The 23,986-nt window shown below is 65.7% G+C and carries 22 protein-coding genes and 1 tRNA gene; 12 read left to right on the top strand and 11 right to left on the bottom strand.

What is annotated here, in order from left to right; genetic code table 11:
• The 11 genes from E3U47_RS25135 to E3U47_RS23690 form a co-directional block, all read left to right on the top strand.
• Positions 1-203 (top strand): hypothetical protein (locus tag E3U47_RS25135; RefSeq protein WP_218568165.1); only part of this gene is annotated, 203 nt, incomplete at its 5' end.
• A 6-nt stretch (positions 204-209) separates the two neighbouring features.
• Positions 210-1,931 (top strand): tetratricopeptide repeat protein, encoded by a 1,722-nt coding sequence (locus tag E3U47_RS23735; protein ID WP_134694013.1) that lies wholly within the window; start codon positions 210-212, stop codon positions 1,929-1,931.
• A 3-nt stretch (positions 1,932-1,934) separates the two neighbouring features.
• On the top strand, positions 1,935-2,552 hold the full coding sequence (lolB, locus tag E3U47_RS23730; RefSeq protein ID WP_134694012.1) for a lipoprotein insertase outer membrane protein LolB: 618 nt from the start codon (positions 1,935-1,937) through the stop codon (positions 2,550-2,552).
• Positions 2,553-2,556: 4 nt separating this feature from the next.
• Positions 2,557-3,417, top strand: a complete 861-nt coding sequence (gene ispE, locus E3U47_RS23725; RefSeq protein ID WP_134694011.1) for a 4-(cytidine 5'-diphospho)-2-C-methyl-D-erythritol kinase — start codon at positions 2,557-2,559, stop codon at positions 3,415-3,417.
• Between the two features lie 20 nt (positions 3,418-3,437).
• Positions 3,438-3,512 (top strand) — tRNA-Gln (locus E3U47_RS23720).
• A 45-nt stretch (positions 3,513-3,557) separates the two neighbouring features.
• Positions 3,558-4,499 (top strand): ribose-phosphate pyrophosphokinase, encoded by a 942-nt coding sequence (locus tag E3U47_RS23715; RefSeq protein WP_016391678.1) that lies wholly within the window; start codon positions 3,558-3,560, stop codon positions 4,497-4,499.
• A gap of 121 nt (positions 4,500-4,620) precedes the next feature.
• Positions 4,621-5,217, top strand: coding sequence for a 50S ribosomal protein L25/general stress protein Ctc (locus E3U47_RS23710; RefSeq protein WP_134694010.1), 597 nt, complete (start codon positions 4,621-4,623; stop codon positions 5,215-5,217).
• 79 nt (positions 5,218-5,296) lie between these two features.
• The gene (pth, locus tag E3U47_RS23705) at positions 5,297-5,881 is read left to right on the top strand and encodes an aminoacyl-tRNA hydrolase (RefSeq protein WP_134694009.1); all 585 of its coding nucleotides are present in this window, start codon (positions 5,297-5,299) and stop codon (positions 5,879-5,881) included.
• A 22-nt stretch (positions 5,882-5,903) separates the two neighbouring features.
• Complete coding sequence (ychF, locus tag E3U47_RS23700; protein ID WP_134694008.1) at positions 5,904-7,004, top strand: redox-regulated ATPase YchF; 1,101 nt, start codon at positions 5,904-5,906, stop codon at positions 7,002-7,004.
• 167 nt (positions 7,005-7,171) lie between these two features.
• The gene (locus E3U47_RS23695; RefSeq protein WP_134694007.1) at positions 7,172-7,462 is read left to right on the top strand and encodes a cupin domain-containing protein; all 291 of its coding nucleotides are present in this window, start codon (positions 7,172-7,174) and stop codon (positions 7,460-7,462) included.
• Positions 7,463-7,673: 211 nt separating this feature from the next.
• A complete protein-coding gene (locus E3U47_RS23690; RefSeq protein ID WP_167659529.1) occupies positions 7,674-8,846 on the top strand; it encodes an MFS transporter in 1,173 nt (390 codons plus the stop codon).
• Here the strand turns inward: E3U47_RS23690 and E3U47_RS23685 are convergent.
• Genes E3U47_RS23685 through E3U47_RS23660 form a run of 6 tightly spaced genes read right to left on the bottom strand, consistent with a single transcriptional unit; the run spans position 8,821 to position 14,489 of the window.
• Entirely contained in the window at positions 8,821-9,747 is a 927-nt protein-coding gene (locus E3U47_RS23685; RefSeq protein ID WP_134694015.1) for a LysR substrate-binding domain-containing protein, read from the bottom strand. The genes E3U47_RS23690 and E3U47_RS23685 overlap by 26 nt on opposite strands.
• Positions 9,748-9,785: 38 nt before the next feature.
• Positions 9,786-10,733 carry a biotin/lipoyl-binding protein gene (locus E3U47_RS23680; protein WP_372239550.1) on the bottom strand — a complete coding sequence of 316 codons (948 nt, stop codon included), beginning with the start codon at positions 10,731-10,733 and terminating at the stop codon, positions 9,786-9,788.
• Positions 10,734-10,940 (bottom strand): DUF1656 domain-containing protein, encoded by a 207-nt coding sequence (locus E3U47_RS23675; protein WP_134694005.1) that lies wholly within the window; start codon positions 10,938-10,940, stop codon positions 10,734-10,736.
• The gene (locus E3U47_RS23670) at positions 10,930-13,086 is read right to left on the bottom strand and encodes an FUSC family protein (protein ID WP_134694004.1); all 2,157 of its coding nucleotides are present in this window, start codon (positions 13,084-13,086) and stop codon (positions 10,930-10,932) included. Before E3U47_RS23670 ends, E3U47_RS23675 begins: the two co-directional genes overlap by 11 nt.
• Positions 13,087-13,144: 58 nt before the next feature.
• A complete protein-coding gene (gene ycaC, locus E3U47_RS23665; protein WP_134694003.1) occupies positions 13,145-13,765 on the bottom strand; it encodes an isochorismate family cysteine hydrolase YcaC in 621 nt (206 codons plus the stop codon).
• Positions 13,766-13,799: 34 nt separating this feature from the next.
• A complete protein-coding gene (locus E3U47_RS23660; RefSeq protein WP_134694002.1) occupies positions 13,800-14,489 on the bottom strand; it encodes a hydrolase in 690 nt (229 codons plus the stop codon).
• 394 nt (positions 14,490-14,883) lie between these two features.
• Here E3U47_RS23660 and E3U47_RS23650 point away from each other — a divergent pair, with 394 nt between their 5' ends.
• Positions 14,884-16,314: an aldehyde dehydrogenase family protein gene (locus E3U47_RS23650; RefSeq protein WP_134694001.1), complete on the top strand. Its 1,431-nt coding sequence runs from the start codon at positions 14,884-14,886 to the stop codon at positions 16,312-16,314.
• A gap of 194 nt (positions 16,315-16,508) precedes the next feature.
• Here E3U47_RS23650 and E3U47_RS23645 read toward each other — a convergent pair whose 3' ends face one another.
• The 5 genes from E3U47_RS23645 to E3U47_RS23620 all read right to left on the bottom strand — a co-directional run bounded on the left by E3U47_RS23645 (position 16,509) and on the right by E3U47_RS23620 (position 23,802).
• Positions 16,509-18,911: a DUF3772 domain-containing protein gene (locus E3U47_RS23645; RefSeq protein WP_134694000.1), complete on the bottom strand. Its 2,403-nt coding sequence runs from the start codon at positions 18,909-18,911 to the stop codon at positions 16,509-16,511.
• 54 nt (positions 18,912-18,965) lie between these two features.
• Positions 18,966-20,021, bottom strand: coding sequence for a bifunctional DNA-binding transcriptional regulator/O6-methylguanine-DNA methyltransferase Ada (gene ada, locus E3U47_RS23640; RefSeq protein ID WP_134693999.1), 1,056 nt, complete (start codon positions 20,019-20,021; stop codon positions 18,966-18,968).
• Between the two features lie 318 nt (positions 20,022-20,339).
• Positions 20,340-20,966, bottom strand: coding sequence for a DNA-3-methyladenine glycosylase (locus E3U47_RS23630; RefSeq protein WP_134693997.1), 627 nt, complete (start codon positions 20,964-20,966; stop codon positions 20,340-20,342).
• An 85-nt stretch (positions 20,967-21,051) separates the two neighbouring features.
• Positions 21,052-22,209 (bottom strand): MFS transporter, encoded by a 1,158-nt coding sequence (locus E3U47_RS23625; protein ID WP_134693996.1) that lies wholly within the window; start codon positions 22,207-22,209, stop codon positions 21,052-21,054.
• Positions 22,210-22,596: 387 nt separating this feature from the next.
• A complete protein-coding gene (locus E3U47_RS23620; RefSeq protein ID WP_134693995.1) occupies positions 22,597-23,802 on the bottom strand; it encodes an MFS transporter in 1,206 nt (401 codons plus the stop codon).
• Between the last annotated feature and the right edge of the window lie 184 nt (positions 23,803-23,986).

Raw genomic sequence — 23,986 nt, 5'->3', positions numbered from 1 at the left:
TCTACCGCGCGCTTAGAAGCAAAAACAACGGCAACGGCAACGGCAACGGCAACGGCAGGGTGTTGCAAGGCCGCTTGCGAACCACCACCGCCACGCATTGTCCCTATACTCCGAAGCGCCGCTTCACACCACGACCTTCGCAGGTGGGTTTGCCATCGCGCTTGTGTCATCATGCTCCGACCGCCGGTTTAGCCCCTTTATAAGCCTCTATGAACAAATCCTACGCATTGCTGCTTGCCCTCGCCCTGCTTCAAGGCTGCCAGAGCCTGGCTCCGAAGACGGACGCCCAGACGCCCGTCGCCGACGCCGACAAGCGCGCGGAAAAGCCCGTGGTGTACGGCTCGTTCAAGCAGGACACGCTCTACAGCCTGCTGGTGGCGGAGCTGGCCGGCCAGCGCAACCGCTTCGACATCGCCCTGGCCAACTACGCCGACCAGGCCGAAAAGACCCAGGACCCCGGCGTCTCCGAACGCGCCTACCGCATCGCCGAGTACCTCGGCGCCGACGAGCCGGCCCTGGACAGCGCGCTTATCTGGGCCCGCAACGACCCACAGAACCTCGACGCCCAACGCGCAGCCGCTATCCAGCTGGCCCGCGCCGGGCGCTATGACGACTCCATGGTCTACATGGAAAAAGTCCTCCAGGGCCAAGGCGACACCCACTTCGATTTCCTCGCCCTGTCCGCAGCCGAAACCGACCAGCACACCCGCGACGGCCTGCTGCAAAGCTTCGACCGCCTGCTGGTGAAATATCCAGACAACGGCCAGCTGGTGTTCGGCAAGGCGCTGCTGCTCAACCAGGACGACAAACCCGAACAAGCCCTCGACCTGCTCGAAAGCCACCCGCCACAAAACGGCGAGATCGCCCCGGTACTGCTCCGTGCCCGCCTGCTGCAAGCCCTGGACCGCGGCCCCGAAGCCCTGCCGCTGCTGCGCGGCGCCATCCGCGACAACCCCGACGACAAGCGCCTGCGCCTGACCTACGCGCGCACCCTGGTCGAACAGGACCGCATCGACGACGCCAAGGCCGAGTTCGAGAGCATGCTGCAGCAGTACCCCGAAGACGACGAGATCCGCTACTCACTGGCCCTGGTGTGCCTGGAAACCAAGCATTGGGACGAAGCCGAAGGCTACCTGCAGGAACTGGTCGAGCGCGATGCCAACGTCGACGCCGCCCACCTCAATCTCGGGCGCATCCGCGAAGAGCGCAGCCAGCCAGCCGCCGCCCTGCGCGAATACGCCCTGGTCGGCCCCGGCGCCGATTACCTGCCGGCACAACTGCGCCAGGCCGATATCCTCATCGCCAACGGCCGCAGCGCCGAAGCCTCGCGCCTGCTCGCCGAGGCCCGCGAGGCGCAGCCCGACTACGCAATCCAGCTGTACCTGATCGAAGCCGAGAGCCTGGGCAACAACGGCAAGGAGGCCCAGGCCGGGCAAGTGCTGGAGCAAGCCATCAAGCGCTACCCGGACGACCTCAACCTGCTCTACACCCGCGCCATGCTCGCCGAAAAGCGCGACGACCTGGGGCAGCTGGAAAAAGACCTGCGCGCCATCCTCGCCCGCGAGCCGGAAAACGCCATGGCCCTCAACGCCCTGGGCTACACCCTGGCCGACCGCACTAGCCGCTACGCCGAGGCCAAGGCCCTGATCGACAAGGCCCACCAGCTAACCCCAGACGATCCAGCCGTGCTCGACAGCCTGGGCTGGGTTGCCTATCGCATGGGCAACCTCGAGGAGGCCGAGCGCCAATTGCGCCTGGCCTTCGAGCGTTTCCCCGACCATGAAGTGGCTGCCCACCTGGGCGAAGTCCTGTGGGCCAACGGCAAGCGCCGCGAAGCCCGCCAAGTCTGGGCCAAGGGCTTCGAAGCCCAGGCCGACAGCCCTATCCTGCGCAAGACCCTCCTGCGCCTGACCGGATCCGAGAGCCTGTAAACCATGTTCCTGCGTCATTGCATCACCTTCACCCTCATCGCCCTGCTCGCCGGCTGCGCCGGTTTCGGCAGCAAGGAAGCCGTGCAAGGCCAGGGCAGCCCGCAACTGTGGCGGGCACACAAGCAACAGCTGAGCAGCCTCGACGGCTGGCAGATCAACGGCAAGGTCGGCATCCGCGCCCCGCGTGACTCCGGCAGCGGCACCCTGTTCTGGCTGCAACGCCAGGATTATTACGATATTCGCCTGGCTGGCCCGCTGGGCCGCGGCGCCGCGCGCCTGACCGGGCGCCCTGGCGGCGTGGTGCTGGAGGTGGCCAACCAGGGCCGTTTCGAAGCAGCGAACCCCGAGGCGCTGCTGCAAGAACAGCTCGGCTGGCGCCTGCCGGTGTCGCACCTGGTGTGGTGGGTACGCGGCCTGCCCGCGCCCGACAGCAAGAGCCAACTGACCCTGGACGGTGACAGCCGCCTGGCCGGCCTGACCCAGGACGGCTGGCGCGTCGAATACTTGGGCTATATAGAGCAGAACGGCTATTGGCTGCCCGAGCGCCTGAAGCTGCACGGCGAGAACATCGACGTGACCCTGGTGGTCAAGGACTGGCAACCGCGCCAGCTGGGGAACTGAGACCATGTCCAAACTGACCCTCCCGGCCCCGGCCAAGCTCAACCTGTGGCTGCACATCACCGGCCGGCGCGCCGACGGTTACCACGAACTGGAAACCGTGTTCCAGTTCCTCGACCACGGCGATGAACTGAGCTTCGCCCTGCGCGACGACGGCCAGATCCGCCTGCAGACAGAAATCGCCGGCGTCCCCCACGACAGCAACCTGATCGTGCGCGCCGCGCGTCAGTTGCAAGCACAGGCGGGCACCACGCTGGGCGCCGACATCTGGCTGGACAAAGTCCTGCCCATGGGCGGAGGCATCGGCGGTGGCAGCTCCGACGCGGCGACCACCCTGCTGGCCCTGGCCCACCTGTGGCAGCTCGACTGGAGTGAAGACCGCCTGGCCGCGCTGGGCCTGACGCTCGGCGCCGACGTGCCGGTGTTCGTCCGTGGCCACGCCGCGTTCGCCCAGGGCGTTGGCGAGCAGCTCACCCCGGTCGACCCCGCAGAACCCTGGTACGTCGTGCTGGTGCCGCAAGTGTCTGTCAGCACAGCGGAAATTTTTTCGCATCCAGAGTTGACACGTGATTCCCTCCCCCTTAAGATGCGCCCCGTTCCCGAGGGAAACAGTCGAAATGACTGCCAACCGGTAGTTGAGCAGCGGTATCCAGAAGTTCGCAATGCGTTGAATTCACTGGGTAAATATACCGAAGCCCGAATGACCGGAACTGGAAGTTGTGTGTTTGGGGCCTTCCCAAGCAAAGCCGAAGCTGATAGAGTTCTGGCCCTTCTTTCAGAGACCCAAACAGGGTTTGTGGCGAAAGGAAGCAATGTTTCGATGTTGCATCGCAAGCTGCAAAGTCTGCTCAAGAAGTCGAGTTCATAAGAGCTCGCAGCAATAGATACAGGGGCGTCGCCAAGCGGTAAGGCAGCAGGTTTTGATCCTGCCATGCGTTGGTTCGAATCCAGCCGCCCCTGCCATTTCTTATACTCATCCAGGTTACCCTCAGCCTTCAGGTACTGCGCGTGTCCAAGATGATGGTCTTCACGGGGAATGCCAACCCCGATCTGGCTCGGCGTGTCGTACGTCAGCTGCATATTCCACTGGGTGATGTGTCTGTCGGCAAGTTCTCCGACGGCGAAATCAGTGCTGAAATCAATGAAAATGTTCGTGGTAAGGACGTCTTCATCATTCAGCCCACCTGTGCCCCAACCAACGACAATCTGATGGAACTGGTAGTGATGGCCGATGCCTTCCGCCGCTCCTCAGCGTCGCGAATCACCGCCGTGATTCCCTACTTCGGATACGCCCGCCAGGACCGCCGTCCGCGTTCGGCACGTGTAGCCATCAGCGCCAAAGTCGTCGCTGACATGCTCACTGTCGTGGGTATCGACCGTGTACTCACCGTCGACCTGCACGCTGACCAGATCCAGGGCTTCTTCGATATCCCCGTCGACAACATCTACGGCTCGCCCGTACTGGTCGACGACATCGAAGACCAGCGTTTCGAGAACCTGATGATCGTCTCCCCGGACATCGGTGGCGTGGTGCGTGCCCGTGCCGTCGCCAAGTCCCTGGGTGTCGACCTGGGTATCATCGACAAACGCCGCGAGAAGGCTAACCACTCCGAGGTTATGCACATCATCGGCGACGTCGAAGGACGCACCTGCATCCTGGTAGACGACATGGTCGACACCGCCGGCACCCTGTGCCACGCGGCCAAGGCCCTGAAAGAACACGGCGCTGCCAAGGTTTACGCCTACTGCACGCACCCTGTCCTGTCGGGCCGCGCGATCGAGAACATCGAGAAGTCGGTACTGGACGAGCTGGTGGTGACCAACACCGTTCCGCTGTCCGCCGCTGCTCAGGCCTGTGACCGTATCCGCCAGCTGGATATCGCACCGGTCGTCGCTGAAGCGGTACGCCGCATCAGCAACGAAGAATCGATCAGCGCGATGTTCCGCTAAGCGGAACACTCGCTGACGAAAAGCGCCCCGCCCCGACACTGGTTGTTGGGGCGGGGCTTTTTTGCCATCCCCGTTGGCGCTGGTCGCAAACGCCCTCGGGAGGCTATTTTGGAGAAACAAAATGACTGACTTCATCCTGAACGCCCAAGCGCGTACTGACCTGGGGAAAGGTGCGAGCCGCCGCCTGCGTCACTCCGCCAACATCCCTGCCGTTGTCTACGGTGGCGATAAAGAAGCCCAATCCCTGACCATCGTGGCCAAGGAAATCGCCAAGCTGTTCGAAAACGAAGCTGCCTTCAGCCACGTGATCGAACTGAACGTCGATGGCGCCAAGCAGAACGTCGTGGTCAAGGCCATGCAGCGTCACCCGGCCAAAGGCTTCATCATGCACGCCGACTTCGTTCGCGTCGTTGCTGGCCAGAAACTGACCGCCAAGGTACCGGTTCACTTCATCAACGAAGAAGCCCCGGTCAAGAAAGGCGGCGAGATCTCCCACGTTGTTTCCGAGATCGAAGTTTCCTGCGAAGCCAAGGACCTGCCTGAGTTCATCGAAGTCGACCTGGCCAAGGCCGAAGTCGGCACCATCATCCACCTGTCGGACCTGAAAGCTCCGAAAGGCGTAGAGTTCGTCGCTCTGGCCCACGGTGATGACAAAGCTGTTGCCAACGTCCACGCCCCGCGCGTTGCCGCTGACGCTGCTGAAGGCGCTGCCGAGTAATCCACTCGCACGCCGGCGTTGATCGGGTTACAGTGCCGCGCGCACCGTAACCCACCAACTCCAAGGAAGAGCCCCTGACGTGACCGCCATCCAGTTGATCGTCGGCCTGGGTAACCCCGGCCCCGAATACGAACAGACCCGGCATAACGCAGGGGCTCTTTTCGTTGAACGCCTTGCCAGCGCCCAGCGCGTTTCGCTGTCCGCTGACAAAAAATATTTCGGCCTGACGGCTAAGTTCAGCCATCAGGGCAACGATGTTCGCCTGCTGATTCCCACCACCTACATGAACCGCAGCGGCCAGTCCGTGGCGGCTCTGGCCAATTTCTTCCGCATCAAGCCGGAAGCGATCCTGGTGGCGCATGACGAACTCGACCTGCCTCCGGGCGTCGCCAAGCTCAAGAAGGGTGGCGGCCACGGTGGGCACAACGGCCTGCGTGACATCATCGCGCAGCTCGGCAACCAGAACGACTTCCACCGCCTGCGGCTTGGCATCGGCCACCCGGGCGACGCCAAACTGGTCTCCAACTTCGTCCTGGGCCGCGCGCCGCGCGCCGAGCAGGAGAAGCTCGACGCCAGCATCGATTTTGCCCTCGGCGTGCTGCCGGACGTGCTTGCCGGCGACTTCGCCAAGGCCATGCGCGAGCTGCACAGCCAGAAGGCCTGACTCTTTAGAAAGGGGAATTCCCATGGGTTTCAATTGCGGCATCGTCGGCCTGCCCAACGTCGGCAAGTCCACCCTGTTCAACGCCCTGACCAAGTCCGGCATCGCGGCGGAGAACTTCCCCTTCTGCACCATCGAGCCGAACAGCGGCATCGTGCCTATGCCAGACGCGCGCCTGGCGGCGCTGGCAGAGATCGTCAAGCCCAACCGCATCCTGCCGACCACCATGGAGTTCGTCGACATCGCCGGCCTGGTCGCCGGTGCCTCCAAGGGTGAAGGCCTGGGCAACAAGTTCCTCGCCAACATCCGCGAGACCGACGCCATCGCCCACGTGGTGCGCTGCTTCGAAGACGAGAACGTGATCCACGTTTCCAACAGCGTCGACCCCAAGCGCGACATCGAGATCATCGATCTCGAACTGATCTTCGCCGACCTCGACAGCTGCGAGAAGCAACTGCAGAAGGTTGCGCGCAACGCCAAGGGCGGCGACAAGGATGCCCTGGCGCAGAAGGCGATCCTGGAAAAACTCATCCCGCACTTCACCGAAGGCAAGCCGGCGCGCAGCCTAATGAAACACATGGCCGACGACGAGAAGGCCTTGATCCGTGGCTTCCACCTGCTGACCAGCAAGCCGGTGATGTATATCGCCAACGTGGCCGAAGACGGCTTCGACAACAACCCGCACCTGGACGTGGTCAAGGCCATCGCCGAGGAAGAAGGCGCGGTGGTGGTGCCGGTGTGCAACAAGATCGAAGCCGAGATCGCCGAGCTCGACGACGGTGAGGAGAAGGACATGTTCCTCGAGGCCCTGGGCCTGGAAGAGCCTGGCCTGAACCGCGTGATCCGCGCCGGCTACGAGCTGCTCAACCTGCAGACCTACTTCACTGCCGGCGTGCAGGAAGTCCGCGCCTGGACCGTGCGCGTGGGCGCCACCGCGCCGCAGGCGGCCGGTGTGATCCACACCGACTTCGAGAAAGGCTTCATCCGCGCCGAAGTGGTGGCCTACGACGACTTCATCCAGTTCAAGGGTGAGAGCGGCGCCAAGGAAGCCGGCAAATGGCGCCTGGAAGGCAAGGACTACATCGTCAAGGATGGCGACGTGATGCACTTCCGCTTCAACGTCTAAGCCAACAGGCCACGATGGGAAAAGCCCCTTGAGCGTTCGCGTTCAAGGGGTTTTCTTTTTTCTGCGGATCAGGTGAGCGCTTCACTGACTGACTGCCAGCAGTTTTGCATTTATCACCTGCGCAGCCGGGTTCAGGCTAGACGCTTTTGCGCAGACAGGACTCGCTCATGAAGCATGCTCGCCCCCAGGCTATCCCCACCGTGCAGGTGGACACCGACGAAGTGATCGTCACCGAATGGCGCTTCGCCCCTGGCGCCGAAACCGGGCGTCATCTGCATGGCCATGACTACGTGGTGGTGCCAATGACCGACGGCATCTTGCTGCTGGAGACTGCGGAAGGTGAGAAACGGGCGGCACTGCTGGCGGGGCAGAGTTATTTTCGCAAGGCGGGAGTCGAGCACAACGTGATCAATGCCAGTGACCACGAGATCGTGTTCATCGAGACCGAGTTGAAGTAGTTCAACTGTGCGGACCGATTCGCCGGCAAGCCGGCTCCTACAGGATCGGCACCGCACCTTCACCCACCTTGCGCAACCGTCTACAATTGCTCCTGCTTGAACCGGGATAACCGAAGCACTGCCTCGAAACCCGATGGACCTGACCCTTGCCGGTCACCCGTCGGGACAAATGGGTCCGGACCTTGGCCGGCCCGTTTATCGGAGGCAATACATGAGCCCGCGTATCTGGCTGCTGGCCCTGGCGACGTTCGTCACGGGCATGGCTGAAAACATCACTGTCGGCATCCTGCCGTCCCTGGCCGATGGCCTGGCCGTACCGCTCGGCGTCGCCGGGCAACTGACCACGGTCTTTTCCCTGAGCTTCGCGCTCGCCGCCCCCCTCTCCCCGCTGATGACCACCCGTCTCCCGCTGCGACGTCTGCTGTGCATCTGCTTGGCGCTGTTCGCCTTGTGCAACCTGGCCGCGGCCCTGGCGCCAGGCTACAGCGCCTTGCTGCTCGCCCGTATCGGCATGGCCGCAACCAGCGCCCTGACCTGCCTGACCTGTACCCTGATGGCCACGCGCATGGTCCCCGAGGCCCTGCGCGGGCGCGCCATTGGGGTGATTTTCATGGGCATCTGCAGCTCGCTGGTGCTGGGCGTGCCCGCCGGCATGCTGCTGTGCGACGTGCTTGGCTGGCGTGGCGTGTTCACAGGGTTGAGTCTGCTGGCGCTGGCCGTGCTGCTGATGGCCTGGCGCGGCCTGGAACAGCTGCAAAGCAGCGAGCGCATCGCCCTGGGCAGTTACCTGCGCCACCTGGGTAACGGCCGGCTGCTCGCGGCCCAAGGTGTGTCGCTGCTGATGATCGCCGGGCACTTCAGCGTGTTCGCCTACCTCGCGCCCTATGCCCTGCAGGTCGCCGACATACCCGCGCAATGGCTGGCGGCGCTGTTCGCCGCCTTTGGCATCGCCGGGGTCTCGGGAGGTTATGTCGGTGGCTGGATGGCGGACCGGCTCGGCGCGAGCAAGTCCATCGCCCTGGCCCCCCTGCTGTACCTTGTCAGCCTGCTGATGCTGCCGCTGAGCGTCGGCACGCCCTGGCTGTTCCTGCCGATCATGATGCTGTGGGGCGGCTTGAGCTGGACCACCTCGCCCGTGGTGCAGAACTATCTTGCAAGCCGTGGTCCGGACACCTTCCCCGCGGGCATGAGCCTGAACATGTCCGCCATGCACCTGGGTGTCGGCCTGGGCTCGGCCATTGGCGGGGTGGTGATCGGCACGGCGACGCTGTCGGCCACCCCTTGGGCGGGTGCCGCACTGACCGCCATGGCCGCTGTCCTGGCGCTCTGCTCGGCGCGTCCCGCGGTCTCGACGGCGTTCAGCGAGCGCGAGCTGGCCTCGTAGTCGCCTGCTCTTGCTCGAACGCCTCGGCCAGGAAATCGATCAGCTTGCGCACCGCGGGCATCAGCCCGCGCCGGGAAGGGAACAGCGCCACCACCTCGCCTTCCCGTGGCGCCCAGCCGTCGAGCACCTGCACCAATGCGCCGTTGGCCAGGTCGGCGGCGACTGCCTCCTCGGGCAGCAATACCACGCCCACCCCGGCCAGGGCGCCCTCGCGCAATACCGCCAGGTCATCCGAGACGATACGTGGGCGAAACGGCACGGCGGCTTCGGCTCCCTCGGGCCCCTCCAGCAGCCAGGTGAAATCCTGCACATTGACGCCCCAGCACAGGCTGGACAGTGCCTGTAGCTGCTCGGGCCGTTGCGGCTGGCCGTGCGCGGCCAGCAAGCCGGGGGACGCCACCAGGCACTGCCGGCTCGGCGCCAGGCGGCGCATGATCAGTTCGCTGCTTTCCAGCGGCTGGTGACGCACGCTGAGCACCAGGTCGAAGCCTTCGCCAATCACATCGACACGGCGGTTGTAGCTCTTGACCAGCAACTCTACCACCGGGCATTGCGCCATGAAGCGCGCCAGGATTGGTGCCAGCCGCGAATCGAGCAGCGCCGTGCTGCTGGCCAGGCGCACGATACCGCGCGGCTCGGCGCGGTTGCGCTCGACCGCGTCCTCGGCCGCCACGGCCTGCTCGAGCATGCCCAGACAGTGGCGGTAGTACTCCAGCCCCACCTCGGTAACCTGGAACTGCCGCGTCGAGCGCTGGACCAGGCGCACGCCCAGGCGTTCCTCGAGCTTGGCCAGGCGCCGGCTCAGGCGCGACTTGGGCAGCCCGAGAATGCGCCCGGCCGGGGCAAAACCGCCGTGCTCCACCACCTTGGCATAGAGGTACAAGTCGTTCAGGTCGAACATAGGCAACGCGCGTCCACGGGCCACTGCGCCATCCTCGCTCATGGTTCGAGGATCGTCACAGTGGCGGTGGTACCGGCGCGCAGCACCGGTGCTTGCCCCGGGTCCAGGCGCAGGCGCACCGGCACGCGCTGGGCCAGCTTGACCCAGGTGTAGTTGGGGTTGACGTTGGCCAGCAGGCGATTGCCGGGCTGGTTCTCACGGTCGGTGATGGCGTAGGCGATGCTTTCCACCCTGCCCTGCAGGGCTTCGCCGCTCATCAGCACCACCTTCGCCCGGCTGCCGACCTGGATGCGCGGCAACTTGGTTTCCTCGAAATAGCCACTGACATGGAACGAGTCGCTGTCCACCAGCGCCAGCAGCGCCGCGCCCGGCTGGGCGAAGTCGCCCTGGCGGGTCAGCAGGTTGGTGACATGGCCGTTGACTGGCGCCAGCACCCGGGTACGCTGCAGGTCGAGACGGGCCTGCTCCAGGGTCGCCTCGGCCAGTTGCACGTTGGCTTGCGCCAGGCCCAGGCTGGACTGCTCACGCAACAGGTCGGCCTGGGCCACCGCCACCTCGGTGCGCGACTTCTCCCATTCCTCGGCGGAAATAGCCGACATCGATTGCAGCTTGCGTCGGCGCTGTTCCTCGCTGCCACGTTGTTTAAGCAGCGCCTGGTTGGCGACTATATTGGCCTGCGACTGCCCCAGTGCCGCGCGGGCCACTTCGACCGCGCGCTGGGCGTGCAACACCGCCAGCTCATAGCGCGCCGGGTCGATCTGCAGCAGCAGGTCGCCCTTGTGCACGAACTGGTTGTCCTGCACCGGCAAGGCCACGATCGGGCCACTGACCTCCGCCGCCAGGGTCACCACGTCGGCGCGGACCCGGGCGTCGCGGGTCCAGGGTGCCTGGGTGTAGTGCACCCAGGCGAACCAACCCAGCACGATGGCCAGCGCCACCACCAGCAGGGTCAAACTGCGCGACAGCAAGGGTTTGATCGACGGCATCTACACACGCACTCCCATCCACAATAGCAAGGCCGCACAAAGGGCGGCATACACGGCGCCCTGGAACAGCGCCGGGTGCCAGACGAACGCCAGCACCCCCACCCGGCGCAACACGGCATCGACCAGCAGGAACAACGGCAGCGCCAGCAACAGCGCCTGGGCGATGGGTGGCAGGTAGACCCCACCCACCTCGAAATCAATGGGCATCGGCCACCTCCGTCAGTGGCGCCGGGACATCCGCCGCCAATACACCGCGATAACGCGCCAGCAGTTGCCCGGCGACCGCCAGCGCAACCCGCAAAATGAACAACTGGCGCAACGCCTCGCGCCCTCCGGGTACCAGCGCGCCGTGCAAGGTATCGAGCACCTGGCCCTGGCGCTCGACGTCCTGCAACAACGCGTCGAGTTCGACCGCGCCTTGACCACCTATGGCCTCGGCCATTGCCTGCAAGTCTTCGAGCAGGCGCTGGCGGGTCACCAGCGGCAAAGCCAGTTCGCCCTCGCACAGGCTGCGCGCCTGCGCCAGGGCAATGGCCAGCGCCGGGCATACCAGCGCGCAATCGAAACGCTCACGCGAAGCACTGTCGCTGGCCGCCGGCAGCACGCCGAGCATGGCCGACAAGCGATCCAGTTGGCGGCTCTCGAAGGCGAACTGCCCGGCCAGTGTGCCTGGGTCGCTGACCTGCCGGTAGACATCCTCGCGAGTCAGGCCGAACAACCGGGCGATACGCCGTTGCGGATTGAACGGGAAGACCAGGGCGAACACCGTCATCGCCAGCACCCCGGCCATCAGGTAGCCCCCAGCGAACTCGAACCACTGGATGTCGCTGTTGTGGTAGGCGCCGACATTCTGCGGCCCGATCATCAACAGGCTGATCAGGCCGATGCCCATGCCGATCCCGGCAGTCATTGGATTGGCCAGGCCCACCGCCGCCAGGTAGAGCAAGGGCACCAGGCACAGCGCCAGCATCTCGAAATCGGTGAACAACGGCAGCAAGGCGAACTGATACAACGCCGACAAGCCCATGCCCACCAGCAGCCCGCGATTGTAGTTCTGGCTGGCCAGCAAGGGCCGTGGCAGGGTCGCCATCAGCGAGCACATCACACCCATCAGGATCACCGCCGAACGCGCGCCATCCCAGGCGGTCTCGATCCACAACCCACCGATCAGCAGCAGCGCCAGGCAGGCGCGCACGGCATTCATCCCCGCCAGCGGCCAGTCCAGGTGCAGCGCGCCGGCGCGGCCGGGCTGCTGCGGGCAACTGGCCAGGCGCCCTTGCTGGATCGCTTCGTTAAGCTCGATCAGTTCGTCCAGTTGCTGCAGCAGCCGCGCCTGCTCCCAGCGCAGGGCCCAGGCCAGGGCACGCAGTTGCGCCGGCAAGGGTTCGCTGAGGAACTCGGCGCGGTCGGCGGCTTCATCGAAGTCTTTGTGCAGGGTACGCAGGGTTTGCCGGTGCTGCGCCGACAGCGCCATGCCTTCCCGGGCCAGCGCTTCGAGGCTGTTCAGCTCGGCGTCGCGCAGCAGCTGGATATCCGTGGGCAGCGGCCCCTGCCAGTGCGCCTTGACCAGCTCGCGCTGCTGGCGCAGCACCAACAGCCGCGACACCAGCAACACCAGTTGGTTGGCGAACAGTTGCACCAGCCCGTCGCCACTGCGCAGGTGCGGCGCGTCGAAATACAGATGCCGGCGCAAGCCCTCCAGGGCGCTGATCTCGGCGATCAACTGGGCCTGGCGCTGACGGAAGGCGGCCTCGTCCTCTTCGGTGCGGACCACCTCGGCGGCATGCCGGGCAATCAGCTTGAGCAGGCTGTCGACCTTGGCGAAGTAGCTGCTGGCCACCGCCTGCGGGCGTGCCGTCAGCAGGCTGACCACCGCCACGCAACCCACCGCCAGCAAGGTTTCGGTCACCCGGGTGACCGCCAGCATGAAGGTGCCCTCGGGTTCCGGCACGGCGAGCATGGCCACCACCACGGCGGTGAAGCCACTGAGTACGAAGGCATGGGAATCGGTATAGCGCAGCAAGGTGCCGCCGGCGGTGCACAGGCCCAGCCACAGGGCCAGGGCAACCACCAGGGTGTAGGGCATCTGGGCGAACAAGGCCATCAGCAGCACCGCCACCGCCGCGCCGACCACCGTGCCCAGCACCTGGGCCAGGCTGCGCTTTAGGGTCATGCCGGCCAACGGCAGGCTGATGATGATCACCGTCATCAGCGCCCACTTGGGTTGTTCCAGGTCGAACACGAACGCCAGGTAAAGACACAGCAGGCCGGCCACCACGGTGCGCAGCGCGAACAGCAACACATCGCGACCGGGCTTGAGCGCCAGCCTGAAATAGGCAATCAGTGGAGCCATCCATTACCTCGTAACCGGGGTGACGCGCCCGGGCCCGCGCACGAGCCCGGGCAGGCGGTCACTTGTTCAGCTTGTTGAAGCTGGTCATCAGGTTACGGTAATCCGGGATGTGGTTGGAGAACAACGTGCCGAGGCCTTCGATGTCGTTGCGCCAGTCGCGGTGCAGCTCGCAGGCCACGCCGAACCAGGTCATCAGTTGCGCCCCGGCCGCTTCCATGCGGCGCCAGGCCGAGTCACGGGTCAGTTCGTTGAAAGTGCCGGAGGCATCGGTGACGACGAACACGTCGAAGCCTTCCTCCAGCGCCGACAAGGCAGGGAAGGCCACGCACACCTCGGTGACCACGCCGGCGATGATCAGTTGCTTCTTGCCGGTGGCTTTCACCGCCTTGACGAAATCCTCGTTGTCCCAGGCGTTGATGTTGCCGGGCCGGGCGATGTACGGCGCGTCGGCGAACTGCTCCTTGAGCTCGGGCACCAGCGGGCCGTTGGGGCCGCTCTCGAAGCTGGTGGTGAGGATGGTTGGCAGCTTGAAGTACTTGGCCAGGTCGGACAGCGCCAGCACGTTGTTCTTGAACCGGTCCGGGTCGATGTCGCGCACCAGTGACAGCAGCCCGGTCTGGTGGTCGACCAGCAGGACGGCGGCGTCGTTCTTGTCCAGACGCTTGTATTGGAATGCCATGGTGGATCTCCTTGCGTGGATTGAAAATGGTGGCTCAGCTGCGTTGCGAGTCGAGCTGTTCGTGCCCGGTGACCACGGCCTGGGCCTTGGCGTAGCTCTCGATCAGCAACTGGTAGTGCGGGAACACCGCGCTGTAGGCCTCGGCCCACTCGGCGGCATCCGGGCGGTTCCAGGTGCGCTGCACCTCGGAGCACACGGCGGCGGTGTCCATCGGCACCACGCCGGCCTGGACCACCCGTGCCAGGGTGACTTCCTGGGCCATCTTGGAGTAGGTGCCTGACGCGTCGATGACAGCGAACACCTGGTAACCGGCGGCCACCGCGCTGATGCTGGGGAAGGCCATGCACACGCTGGTGATGGTGCCGGCGATGATCAACTGCTTGCGCCCGGTGGCCTTCACCGCGGCGACGAACTCGGGGTTGTCCCAGGCATTGATCTCGCCCTTGCGCGCCACGTATTGCGCGTGCGGCGCGGCCTCGTGGATTTCCGGAATCAACGGGCCGTTGGGGCCCTGGGGCACCGAGGCGGTGGTGATGACCGGCATCTGCGCCAGGCGGGCGACCTTGGCCAGGGTGATGGCGTTGGCCCGCAGCTCGGTCATGGGCATGTCCTTGACCGTCTGGAACAGGCCGCTCTGGTGATCGATCAACAGCATGGCGGCGTTGTCGGGGTCGATGCGCGGTACCTGGCCTTCGAAATTGGCAGCTTGCGAGAATGGGCTCATCGTTCTCTCCTCTCGTATCGAGAACCGGCCGTCCTGGCCTTGGCGGGCGAACCGCGCCCCACACAAATCCGCGGTGGGGATTATCAGAGTAGGCAACGCAGGCTGAGCGAAACGACCGTCAGTCGGCGGGCCCCGGGGGATGCCCGTGCGGCCTGTGGCCAGCCGGGCGACAGGGCTAACGGTAGAGAGCCCGGCCCCAGGCCGGTAGGCCCATCGATGCACCCTCAGCGTTGCGCTGGGGGAACGATGAATCACCCGGCGCTGCAAGGGCCTCGACGGTCCGCATTGGTTCACAAATTCCTGAACTGATTATTTGCCCACAGCGATTTGACGCCCTACCCGCCGCCACCAGAATCGCTTCGCCATAATCAAAATAATCGCGCCGGTACAAACCATGACCCCTTCTCACTACATCGACGGCCACTGGGTCGAAGGCCAGGGCAGCGACTGCATCGTTGTCCATGACCCATCCGATGCCCAGCCGTTCGCCGAACTGTTGGCTGCCAGCAGCGCACAGGTCGACCAGGCCGTGGCTGCCGCACGTCGCGCCCTGGCATCCTGGAAAACCGTCGGCGCCGCCGAGCGCGCCGCCTACCTGCGCGGTTTCGCCGAGCAACTGGGCCTGCGCCGCGACGCGCTGATCGCCCTGCAAATGCGCAACAATGGCAAGCCGCGCCATGAAGCAGAGGTCGACCTGGACGATGCCATCGCCACCTTCGCCTACTACGCCGACCTTGCCGAGCAGTTGCCGGCGAAGAACCGCGACGTGCCCCTGGCCGCCCCAGGTTTCAGCGCCCGCACCCGCCTGGAGCCAGTGGGGGTGGTCGGCCTGATCGTGCCCTGGAACTTCCCGCTGGTGACCAGCGCCTGGAAGCTCGCCCCGGCCCTGGCCGCCGGTTGCACCGTGGTGCTCAAGCCCTCGGAAGTCACCCCGCTGGTCGAGCTCGCCTACGGCCAGATCGCCGAGACGCTAGGCCTGCCGGCCGGCGTGCTGAACATCATCAATGGCAAGGCCGAGACCGGCGCCGCGCTGAGCGGCCACAACGGCCTGGACAAGCTGTCGTTCACCGGCAGCAATGGTGTCGGCAGCCAGGTGATGCGCGCCGCCGCCGCCCAATGCCGGCCCGTCACGCTGGAGCTGGGCGGCAAGTCGGCGATCGTGGTGTTCGATGATTGCCAGGTCGACCAGGCGCTGGACTGGATTATCGCTGGCATTACCTGGAACGCCGGGCAGATGTGCTCGGCCACCTCGCGCCTGCTGGTGCAGGACGGCATCGCCGAGGCCTTGCTGCCGCGTCTTCGCCAGGCACTGGCGGCGTTGCGGGTGGGCAACCCGCTGGAGCAGGAGGTCGACATGGGCCCGCTGACCAGCCAGGCGCAATGGTTGAAGGTGGCGGGCTACTTCGCCAAGGCCCGGGAAGAGGGCCTGGCGTGCCTGACCGGCGGCACGGCGCTGGATCGCGAGGGCTGGTTCGTCAGCCCGACCTTGTATGTGGATGTTCCTGAAGACAGCCGCCTGTGGCGTGAGGAGATCTTCGGGCCGGTGCTGTGCGCGCGGCGCTTCGGCAGCGAAGCCGAGGCCATCGCCCAGGCCAACGACAGCCGCTTCGGGCTGGTGGCCACCGTCTGCAGCGCCGACCTGGACCGCGCCGAGCGCGTGGCCGACGCGCTGGAAGTGGGCCATGTGTGGATCAACTCGGTACAGGCGGTGTTCGTCGAGACGTCGTGGGGCGGGACCAAGGCCAGCGGCATCGGCCGCGAGCTTGGGCCCTGGGGGTTGGCGGGGTATCAGTCGGTGAAGCATGTGACGCGGTGCCTGGGCTAGACAGCTCGCGATGCACTTGCGTGCTGACCCACAGCGACTTGCTTGCACGATCCCTGTAGGAGCGGCCTCGTGTCGCGAAAGGGCTGCAAAGCAGCCCCACAATCGTTGTATCGGCGCTGGATCCCGGGGCTGCTGCGCAGCCCCTTCGCGACACAAGGCCGCTCCTACAGGGGCCCAAGAGCGCGCCGATGGCATCAAGAGGGCTCGTCGGCCGGTCGCCCATTCTCCTGCACCAGCACCATGCTCTGCGGCGACGACAAGGCGATACCCGCCTCGCGCAGGCGCGCGAGAATGGTGAACAACAGGTCGCTGCGCGTGCTCGACACCTGGCGCGGCGAGCCCACGTAGCCGCTGACCGCGATCACCATGCCACTGCTGGTCAGGTCCTTGAACGTCACCGAAGTCGCCGGTGCGTCGAGGATCGCGTCATGCTCCTTGTACGCCGCCAGCAGCAACTCGCGCACCTGGCTGGCGTCGGTCTCCAGCGGCAAGGTCAGGGTCACGCCGACCACGCCCAGGGCATTGGCCATGGTCACGTTGCGCACGTTCTGCGAGATGAACTGCGAGTTGGGCACTATCACCGTCGAGCGATCGGACATCTGGATCTCGGTGGCGCGCACGTTGATCCGCCGAATATCCCCTTCCACACCCGCCAGGCTGACCCAGTCGCCCACCTTCACCGGGCGCTCGGTGAGCAGGATCAGGCCGGAAATGAAGTTCTGCACGATCTGCTGCAAACCGAAACCGATACCCACCGACAAGGCACTGACCACCCAGGTCAGGCTGGTCAGGTTGATGTGCAGGGTGGACATCACCAGCATCGCCAGGAACAGGAAGCCCAGGTAGCCGACCAGGGTCACCAGCGAGGCGCGCATGCCGGCATCCATGTCGGTCTCCGGCAGCAGGCGCTCGCTCAGCCAGCGCTTGACCACGCGGATGGCGAACCAGCCGCCGATGAAGATGGCCACGGCCAGGAGGATGTCCTGGGGCACGATCTTCAGGTTGCCGAGCACCTTGCCGCCGCTGCCGTCCCAGTCGGCCAGGCTCAGCAGCAACTCGCCCGGGCTGGTGCCCGAGGGCATGAACACCAGCACTGCCGCCGCGAACAGCAACAGGGTGCGGCCGATGCCGGCGAGAATGGTGCTGGCCTGGGCCTGGTGGCGCTGTTGCAAGCCCAGCGCCGAGGCCAGGGCCAGGCCACCGGGCTGGCGCGGCGACAGCAAGGTTTCGCAAAGATCGCCGAACACCGTGATCAACAGGTAGGCACAGGTGGTGACCACGCTGACCCACAGCAGCTTGCCGGTCAGGTAGAACGCCAAGGTGAGGTAGCCAGCGAGCAGGGTCAGCAGGATCAAGCCCACCCACACCACGATCACCGCCGGGATCAGCCCGGCCAGGCCGGTTGGGCGCGGCAGCTCGTGCTTGCGCAAGGTCCGCCGGTAGCGCACCAGGGCAAAGACGAACAGCAGCGACACCACCAGCGCGGTCAGGCCATTGGTGGCCAGGGTCAGCGCCAGGCTGGTGCCGATCACGCTGTTGATGCGCTCCTGGGTCAGCATCACCATCAACACCAGGGCCAAGACCTTGGGGAACCAACCCAGGGCGCTGGCGACCTCGTCAGGGATCGGCGGCAGGCGCCAGGAAGGCCGCTGCAGCATCAGCATGGCGCGGCCCAGGCCGGAAATGAACGCGCTGAACACCACCAGGGTGAGCACATGGTTGGTCAGGCTGGCGATATCGGTGCCCAGCTCGGCGCTGCTTTCCAGGCCCCAGCGCAGCAGCGACACCGAGCCGGCGATGGTGCCCAGGGTCGCCAGGCTCACGCTCAGGGCCAGGGCGCTGCGGCGCAGTCGGCCTTCGGGCAGCCAGCGCACCATGGCGTCGGCCAGCAGCCGCTCGAGCATCCGCCGCACCCAGGTCCAGACCAGCACGGCAGCAATCAGGGTGCTGAAAAAGAACCAGCGGTGCTCGACGCTGGTGGCGCTGGCCAAGGCATCGGCCGCTTCGCCGCGCAAGTCGCGCAGGCGCGCCAGGTCTTCGTCGGTGGGGCGGATCAGGCTCGACCAGAACGCCGGGCTCAGGGGGCTGGCCGCGCGGCTGGTGACCTGCGAGTTGAACAGGCTGCGGCGCAGGTTGACGATCTGCGTGGAGAGGTCGCGGGCCGACTGGGTCAGCTGCGTCGCTTCCTTCTGCTCGGCCAGCACCGCGTTCTTTTCCGCGGCCAGTTGCTGGCGCTGGCGGGTCAGGCTCTCGGCCTCGTCCGGCTGCGGCGGCCCGAACACATTGAGCTGGTCGTCGAGGCGTTCGACGTCGGCGGTGCGCTGGGTCGCCAGCACGTCGGCCTGGCGTTGCACCTGCAGGGCCTGCTGGCGCAACTGCGACAGCAGGTCGTCGTTGGCATTGGCGCTGACGCCCTGGCGGATCTGGTCGAGATGCTCGCTCAGTTGCTCCAGGCTGGCGTCTTCATCCAGTACCTGCTGCTCGGCCACGGCCAGGCGCGACACTGGCGTGGCCGGGGCGGCCCAGGCGGGCAGCGCCAGCCACAGCAGCAGGGCGAGAACGCCTGGGTAAAATCGGTCAAGGCTGACACGCCTCATCGAATGTTCCTCTATACAACTCGACAGGGCGCAAATTCTACGCGTTCCGCAGGCTCAGGAGTGTGCCGTTTCTCGGGCCAGCAACTGGCGTTTGCGCTCCACGCCCCAGCGGTAGCCACTGAGATCGCCGTCGCGGCGCACCACCCGGTGACAGGGGATGGCCACGGCGATGGTGTTGGCCGCGCAGGCCTGGGCTACCGCCCGCACGGCCTTGGGCGCGCCGATGCGCGCGGCGATCTCGGTATAGCTGACCCGGGTACCCGCCGGCACTTCGCGCAACGCCTGCCAGACCCGCTCCTGGAACGCCGTGCCCTGCACATCCAGTGGCAACGCCAAGCCCAGCGCCGGCGCCTCGACAAAGCCGATCACCTCGGCGACCAGGCGCTCGAAGGCCTGGTCGCCGCCGATCAGGGTGGCCTTGGGGAATTTGTCCTGCAAATCCTGCAACAAGGGCTCTGGCTCGTCACCCAGCAGGATCGCGCAGATCCCCCGCTCGCTCTGCGCCACCAGGATCGCCCCCAACGAGCACTGGGCCAGGGCGAAACGAATGGTCGCGCCCTGGCCGCCAGCGCGGTACTGCCGTGGGCGCATGCCCAGGCGCGCGTCGGCGCTTTCGTAGAAGCGGCTATTGGAGTTGTAGCCCGCCTCGTAGATTGCCTCGGTGACGCTGGTGCCGGTATCCAGCTGCTCGCGCAGGCGCCGGGCGCGAAAGGCCGAGGCATAGGCCTTGGGCGTGAGCCCGGTTTCGGCCTTGAACAGACGGTGCAGGTGGAACGGGCTGACATTCAGTTCGGCGCCGAGCTGATCGAGGTTCGGCGCCGTGTCGCTGGCCTCGATCAGCCGGCAGGCGCGGGCCACCCGTTCGCTGCGGCGGCTGCCAAGGCCGGCCTTGCAGCGCTTGCAGGCACGGTAGCCGGCGGCCTCGGCCTGAATGGCGTCGGCAAAGAATTCGACGTTCTCGCGCTTGGCCAGGCGCGAGGTGCAGGCTGGCTGGCAGTAGATTCCGGTAGTGCGCACGGCGTAGACGAAGTGGCCTGTGGCGCCGCTGTCGCGGGCCTGCACGGCGTGCCAGCGCTCGGCGTCGGTGGTGTAGGTCGGGGCGGGTTTCATGGGCCTCTCCTGGAGTTCGATGCCGTCAGCCTGGCAGGGCTGGCGTTGCGCGTAACTCCGAATCTTGCGTTGTTTTCAGCGGTCGCATTGCCTCAAGTCTTGAGGCAGCGGACTTGCCCGGGAACACCGGCACAGCCGGTGCCAGCCTCCGCGTCGCCTGGTTCGCCAGCAAGCTGGCTCCTACAGTACTGCAGGCCGTAACCGTTGTAGGAGCCGGCTTGCCGGCGAACACCGGCGTAGCCGGTGCCATCCACTGCGTTGCCTGGTTCGCCAGCAAGCTGGCTCCTACAAGAGGAGCGTCTGCCCGCGGCAGGGCCATCACGCTCGCCACAGATACCACGCCGCCACCGTGCGATACGGGCGCCAGGTCATTCCCAAGCCGCGCATCTGCGCGGGTGTCGGGGCCTTCTCCAGCCCTTTGAGGCGCCGATAGCCTTCACGCACGCCAAAATCATCCACTGGCAGGATATCCGAACGCTCAAGGCTGTAGATCAGCAGCATCTCCACCGTCCAGCGACCGACCCCGCGCAGGGCCACCAGGCGCTCGACCAGTGCCTCGTCGTCTAGCGTCAAGGCGTGCGCCCGGCTCGGCACGATACCTTCCAGGCTGGCCTGGGCTATGCCGTGCAGGGTTGCGGTCTTGCTCGCGGAAAACCCGCAGGCGCGCATGGTCTCTGGCGTCACTGCCAGCAATTGCGCAGGCGTGGGGAATGCCGTTGCGGGAAACAGCGCCAGCAACCGCCCAAGAATCGCCTCCGCCGCCCGCGCATGCAACTGCTGGTAGGCGATCGCCCGTGCCAGCGCCTCGTAGGGCTCGCGCCCAGGCGTGGCGCGATGCAAGCAGGGCCCGACGGTAGCGATATGCCGCGCCCAATCTGCGTCCAGCCCAGCAAGGGTCTCAGTGGCCTGCATGACAGCGCGTGGCGAAAGATCTGCAAGGATCATCGGTGGTTTCCGGCCCGGAACAAACCTGCAGCCTAGCCCAGCCCTCGAGACATGAAACGCCGGTTCTTGCGCACTGACTCGCGGCTCAATCCACCGCCGCCTGCAGCTTGCCGGCCCGCCGATAGGCCTGGCGTGCAAAGCACACGAACAACCCAGCCATCAACGCCAGGGCCATCGGCAAGCCATGGGGCGCCACGTCCATCGCCGCGCCGCTGACCAGCGGCCCGACCAGGCTGCCCACGCCCCACAGCAAGCCGACGCTGGCGTTGGCGGTCACCAGGTCCTGCCCCTTGAAGCGCTGGCCGATCAGCACCAGCGCCAAGGTATAGATCCCCCCGGCCACCGCCCCCAGCACCACCAGCAATGGCCACAGCAGCCAGGTCATTTGCAGCAGCCAAGGCAATGCGATACCGATCGCCATCGCCGCCAGCCCGCATACCAGGTGCAGGCCGGTGCGTTCAACCCGGTCGGCGAGCCAGCCCAGCGGCAACTGGAAGATCATGTCGCCGGCGAACACCACGGTCACCATCAGCGCCGCCACGCCCACGGCAAAACCGTGGCTGGTGGCGTACACCGGCAACAACGACAGCACCACTGCATCGAAGAACGAAAAGAACAGCACCGCCACGCACAACGCCGGGGCCACGCGGAAGAAGCCGGCCAGGCCGAAACTCTTGGCGTCCTCGGCATGCTCGACATGGTCGTTGGGCACGGTGAACAGGATGCACAGCAGGGCCAGGCCGTAGCACAGGGTGACCACCCCGGTCAGCCACGGACTGTCGGCGCCAAGCAGCGCCAGCAACGCCGGGCCGAGCACCTGAAAGCCAGTGAAGCTGGTGGCATACAGGGCCATGATCTTGCCGCGGTTGTGCTCCGGGCATAGCTCGTTGACCCAGGACTCGCCGAGGATGATCGCGATGCCCATGCCAAGGCCCAGCCCCAGGCGCAGCAGCGCCAGCCACAGCATCGAGTCGAATGCCCACTCCAGCAAGGCGATGCTCAGGGTGCACAAGCTGAAGCTGAGCAGGTAGATGACCCGTCGGGTCAGATGCTTGCAGCAGGCATCGACCATGAAGGCCGAGAGCATCATGCCCGCTGCCGGGATCGCCGAGATGACACCGATCTCCAGGGTCCCCGCCCCCGCCTCATGCAAACGCAACGAAACCAACGGCAGGCTCGCCCCGAGGCTGAAACCGACCACCGACACGGCGAACAACAGGCCCGCCAGCAAACGCATGTTCATGTACCACTCCTTGCAAGCCGGCGCGCAGGGGCTCTGGCCGACTGGAAATTCCGCTGAAAGATGTTCGAACGCAGGCACCCGCGGTCACGCCGGGATGGCGCAGGACGCAGGGGCGCGGATCAGTTCAGGGCAAGGTGTGGCGAGAAGGTGAAGGCGAACAGCACGCTGCGCCGACGCTTGAGTACCGTGTCGCTCGGCCACGCGCGGCGCGCTGTCGGTGCGACAGACGAGCGGAGGGAGCAGAAGACATCGGTACGGCGCATCGCTTGAACTACGCAGGTCGAAGAATGGAGGCGGCACTCTAGGCCAGGGGGGGGCATTACGTCAATCGCGGGGCAAGCCCGCTCCCACGCAGGTTTGTGGGAGCGAGCTTGCCCCGCGAGTCCTTCAACGCTTGCCGGTGGACGGCAAGAACACCGCCAGCAAGCCGAACAGCGGCAGGAACGAGCACAGCCCATACACGTACTCGATACCACGCAGGTCGGCCACGTACCCCAGCAAGGCCGCGCCGATACCGCCGAAGCCGAACATCAGGCCGAAGAAGATCCCGGCGATCATCCCCACGTTGCCCGGCACCAGCTCCTGGGCATACACCACGATGGCCGAGAAGGCCGAAGCCAGGATAAAGCCGATCACCACGCTGAGCACGGTGGTCCAGAACAGGTCGGCATACGGCAGTGCCAGGGTGAACGGCGCCACGCCCAGGATCGAGAACCAGATTACCGCCTTGCGCCCAATGCGGTCGCCGATCGGCCCGCCGAAAAAGGTCCCGGCCGCCACGGCACCAAGGAACAGGAACAGGTGCAACTGCGAACCGGCCACCGACAGCTGGAACTTCTCGATCAGGTAGAAGGTGAAGTAGCTGGTGAAGCTGGCCATGTAGAAGTACTTGGAAAACACCAGCAAGCCCAGCACCAGCAATGCCAGCATCACCCGCTGGCGCGAGATGCCATGGCCGGCTTGCAGCGCCTTGCGTGCCTTGGCCTGGTTGAGGTGCTCCTTGTACCAGCGGCGCAGCATCAAGGTCACGGCCAGGAAGAACAACCCGGCCACGCCGAACCACGCCACATGGCCCTGGCCAAACGGGATGACGATCGCCGCCGCCAGCAAGGGACCAAGGGCTGAACCGGCGTTGCCACCGACCTGGAAGGTCGACTGGGCCAGGCCGAAGCGCCCGCCCGAGGCCAGCCGGGCGATACGCGAGGTTTCCGGGTGGAAGGTCGAGGAACCGATCCCCACCAGCGCCGAGGCCAGCAGGATCATCGGGAAGCTGCCGACAAAGGCCAGCATCACGATGCCCACCAAGGTGCACAGGGTGCCCATGGGCAACAGGTTGGGGGTCGGGTGCTTGTCGGTGAAGAAGCCAACCCATGGCTGCAGCAGCGAGGCGGTGATCTGGAAAGTCAGGGTGATCAGGCCGATCTGGGCGAAGCTGAGGTCGTAGTTGGCCTTGAGCATCGGGTAGATCGCCGGCAGCACCGACTGGATCAGGTCGTTGATCAGGTGGGCCAGGGCACAGAAGCCGATGATGCGCATCACCAGCGGGTTGGCTGGGTTGCTCACGGGAGGGGGCTGGGTACTGCTGGTGGCCATGGGCTGATATCCGAGCGCAGGGTGGGATCCGATTATCGTGAAACAAATAGATACGAAGCTAGCTTTTTATTCCCTCGCCGCCTCGCGGGAGCCGGCTGCCGGCGAACACCGGCAAAGCCGCTGCCTGCGCCACGGCGCTGGTTTCACCAGCAAGGCTGGTGCCTGTGGGATCGTCCTCCACATT

Source organism: Pseudomonas sp. RIT623, assembly GCF_004519305.1.
In the GTDB taxonomy this organism is placed as follows: Bacteria; Pseudomonadota; Gammaproteobacteria; order Pseudomonadales; family Pseudomonadaceae; genus Aquipseudomonas.
This window is presented reverse-complemented; position numbering and strand designations above follow the sequence as displayed.

Bases quoted from the DNA above. Each gene is read 5' to 3' on its own strand.
- E3U47_RS23660 (WP_134694002.1), bottom strand. From the start codon at position 14,489: ATGAGCCCATTCTCGCAAGCTGCCAATTTCGAAGGCCAGGTACCGCGC.
- E3U47_RS23690 (WP_167659529.1), top strand. From the start codon at position 7,674: ATGAGCCCGCGTATCTGGCTGCTGGCCCTGGCGACGTTCGTCACGGGC.
- ychF (WP_134694008.1), top strand. From the start codon at position 5,904: ATGGGTTTCAATTGCGGCATCGTCGGCCTGCCCAACGTCGGCAAGTCC.
- ispE (WP_134694011.1), top strand. From the start codon at position 2,557: ATGTCCAAACTGACCCTCCCGGCCCCGGCCAAGCTCAACCTGTGGCTG.
- E3U47_RS23735 (WP_134694013.1), top strand. From the start codon at position 210: ATGAACAAATCCTACGCATTGCTGCTTGCCCTCGCCCTGCTTCAAGGC.
- E3U47_RS23620 (WP_134693995.1), bottom strand. From the start codon at position 23,802: ATGGCCACCAGCAGTACCCAGCCCCCTCCCGTGAGCAACCCAGCCAAC.
- E3U47_RS23630 (WP_134693997.1), bottom strand. From the start codon at position 20,966: ATGATCCTTGCAGATCTTTCGCCACGCGCTGTCATGCAGGCCACTGAG.
- ada (WP_134693999.1), bottom strand. From the start codon at position 20,021: ATGAAACCCGCCCCGACCTACACCACCGACGCCGAGCGCTGGCACGCC.
- E3U47_RS23695 (WP_134694007.1), top strand. From the start codon at position 7,172: ATGAAGCATGCTCGCCCCCAGGCTATCCCCACCGTGCAGGTGGACACC.
- E3U47_RS23675 (WP_134694005.1), bottom strand. From the start codon at position 10,940: ATGCCCATTGATTTCGAGGTGGGTGGGGTCTACCTGCCACCCATCGCC.
- E3U47_RS23645 (WP_134694000.1), bottom strand. From the start codon at position 18,911: ATGAGGCGTGTCAGCCTTGACCGATTTTACCCAGGCGTTCTCGCCCTG.
- E3U47_RS23685 (WP_134694015.1), bottom strand. From the start codon at position 9,747: ATGTTCGACCTGAACGACTTGTACCTCTATGCCAAGGTGGTGGAGCAC.
- E3U47_RS23670 (WP_134694004.1), bottom strand. From the start codon at position 13,086: ATGGCTCCACTGATTGCCTATTTCAGGCTGGCGCTCAAGCCCGGTCGC.
- E3U47_RS23650 (WP_134694001.1), top strand. From the start codon at position 14,884: ATGACCCCTTCTCACTACATCGACGGCCACTGGGTCGAAGGCCAGGGC.
- E3U47_RS23680 (WP_372239550.1), bottom strand. From the start codon at position 10,733: ATGCCGTCGATCAAACCCTTGCTGTCGCGCAGTTTGACCCTGCTGGTG.
- E3U47_RS23625 (WP_134693996.1), bottom strand. From the start codon at position 22,209: ATGAACATGCGTTTGCTGGCGGGCCTGTTGTTCGCCGTGTCGGTGGTC.
- E3U47_RS23710 (WP_134694010.1), top strand. From the start codon at position 4,621: ATGACTGACTTCATCCTGAACGCCCAAGCGCGTACTGACCTGGGGAAA.
- ycaC (WP_134694003.1), bottom strand. From the start codon at position 13,765: ATGGCATTCCAATACAAGCGTCTGGACAAGAACGACGCCGCCGTCCTG.
- lolB (WP_134694012.1), top strand. From the start codon at position 1,935: ATGTTCCTGCGTCATTGCATCACCTTCACCCTCATCGCCCTGCTCGCC.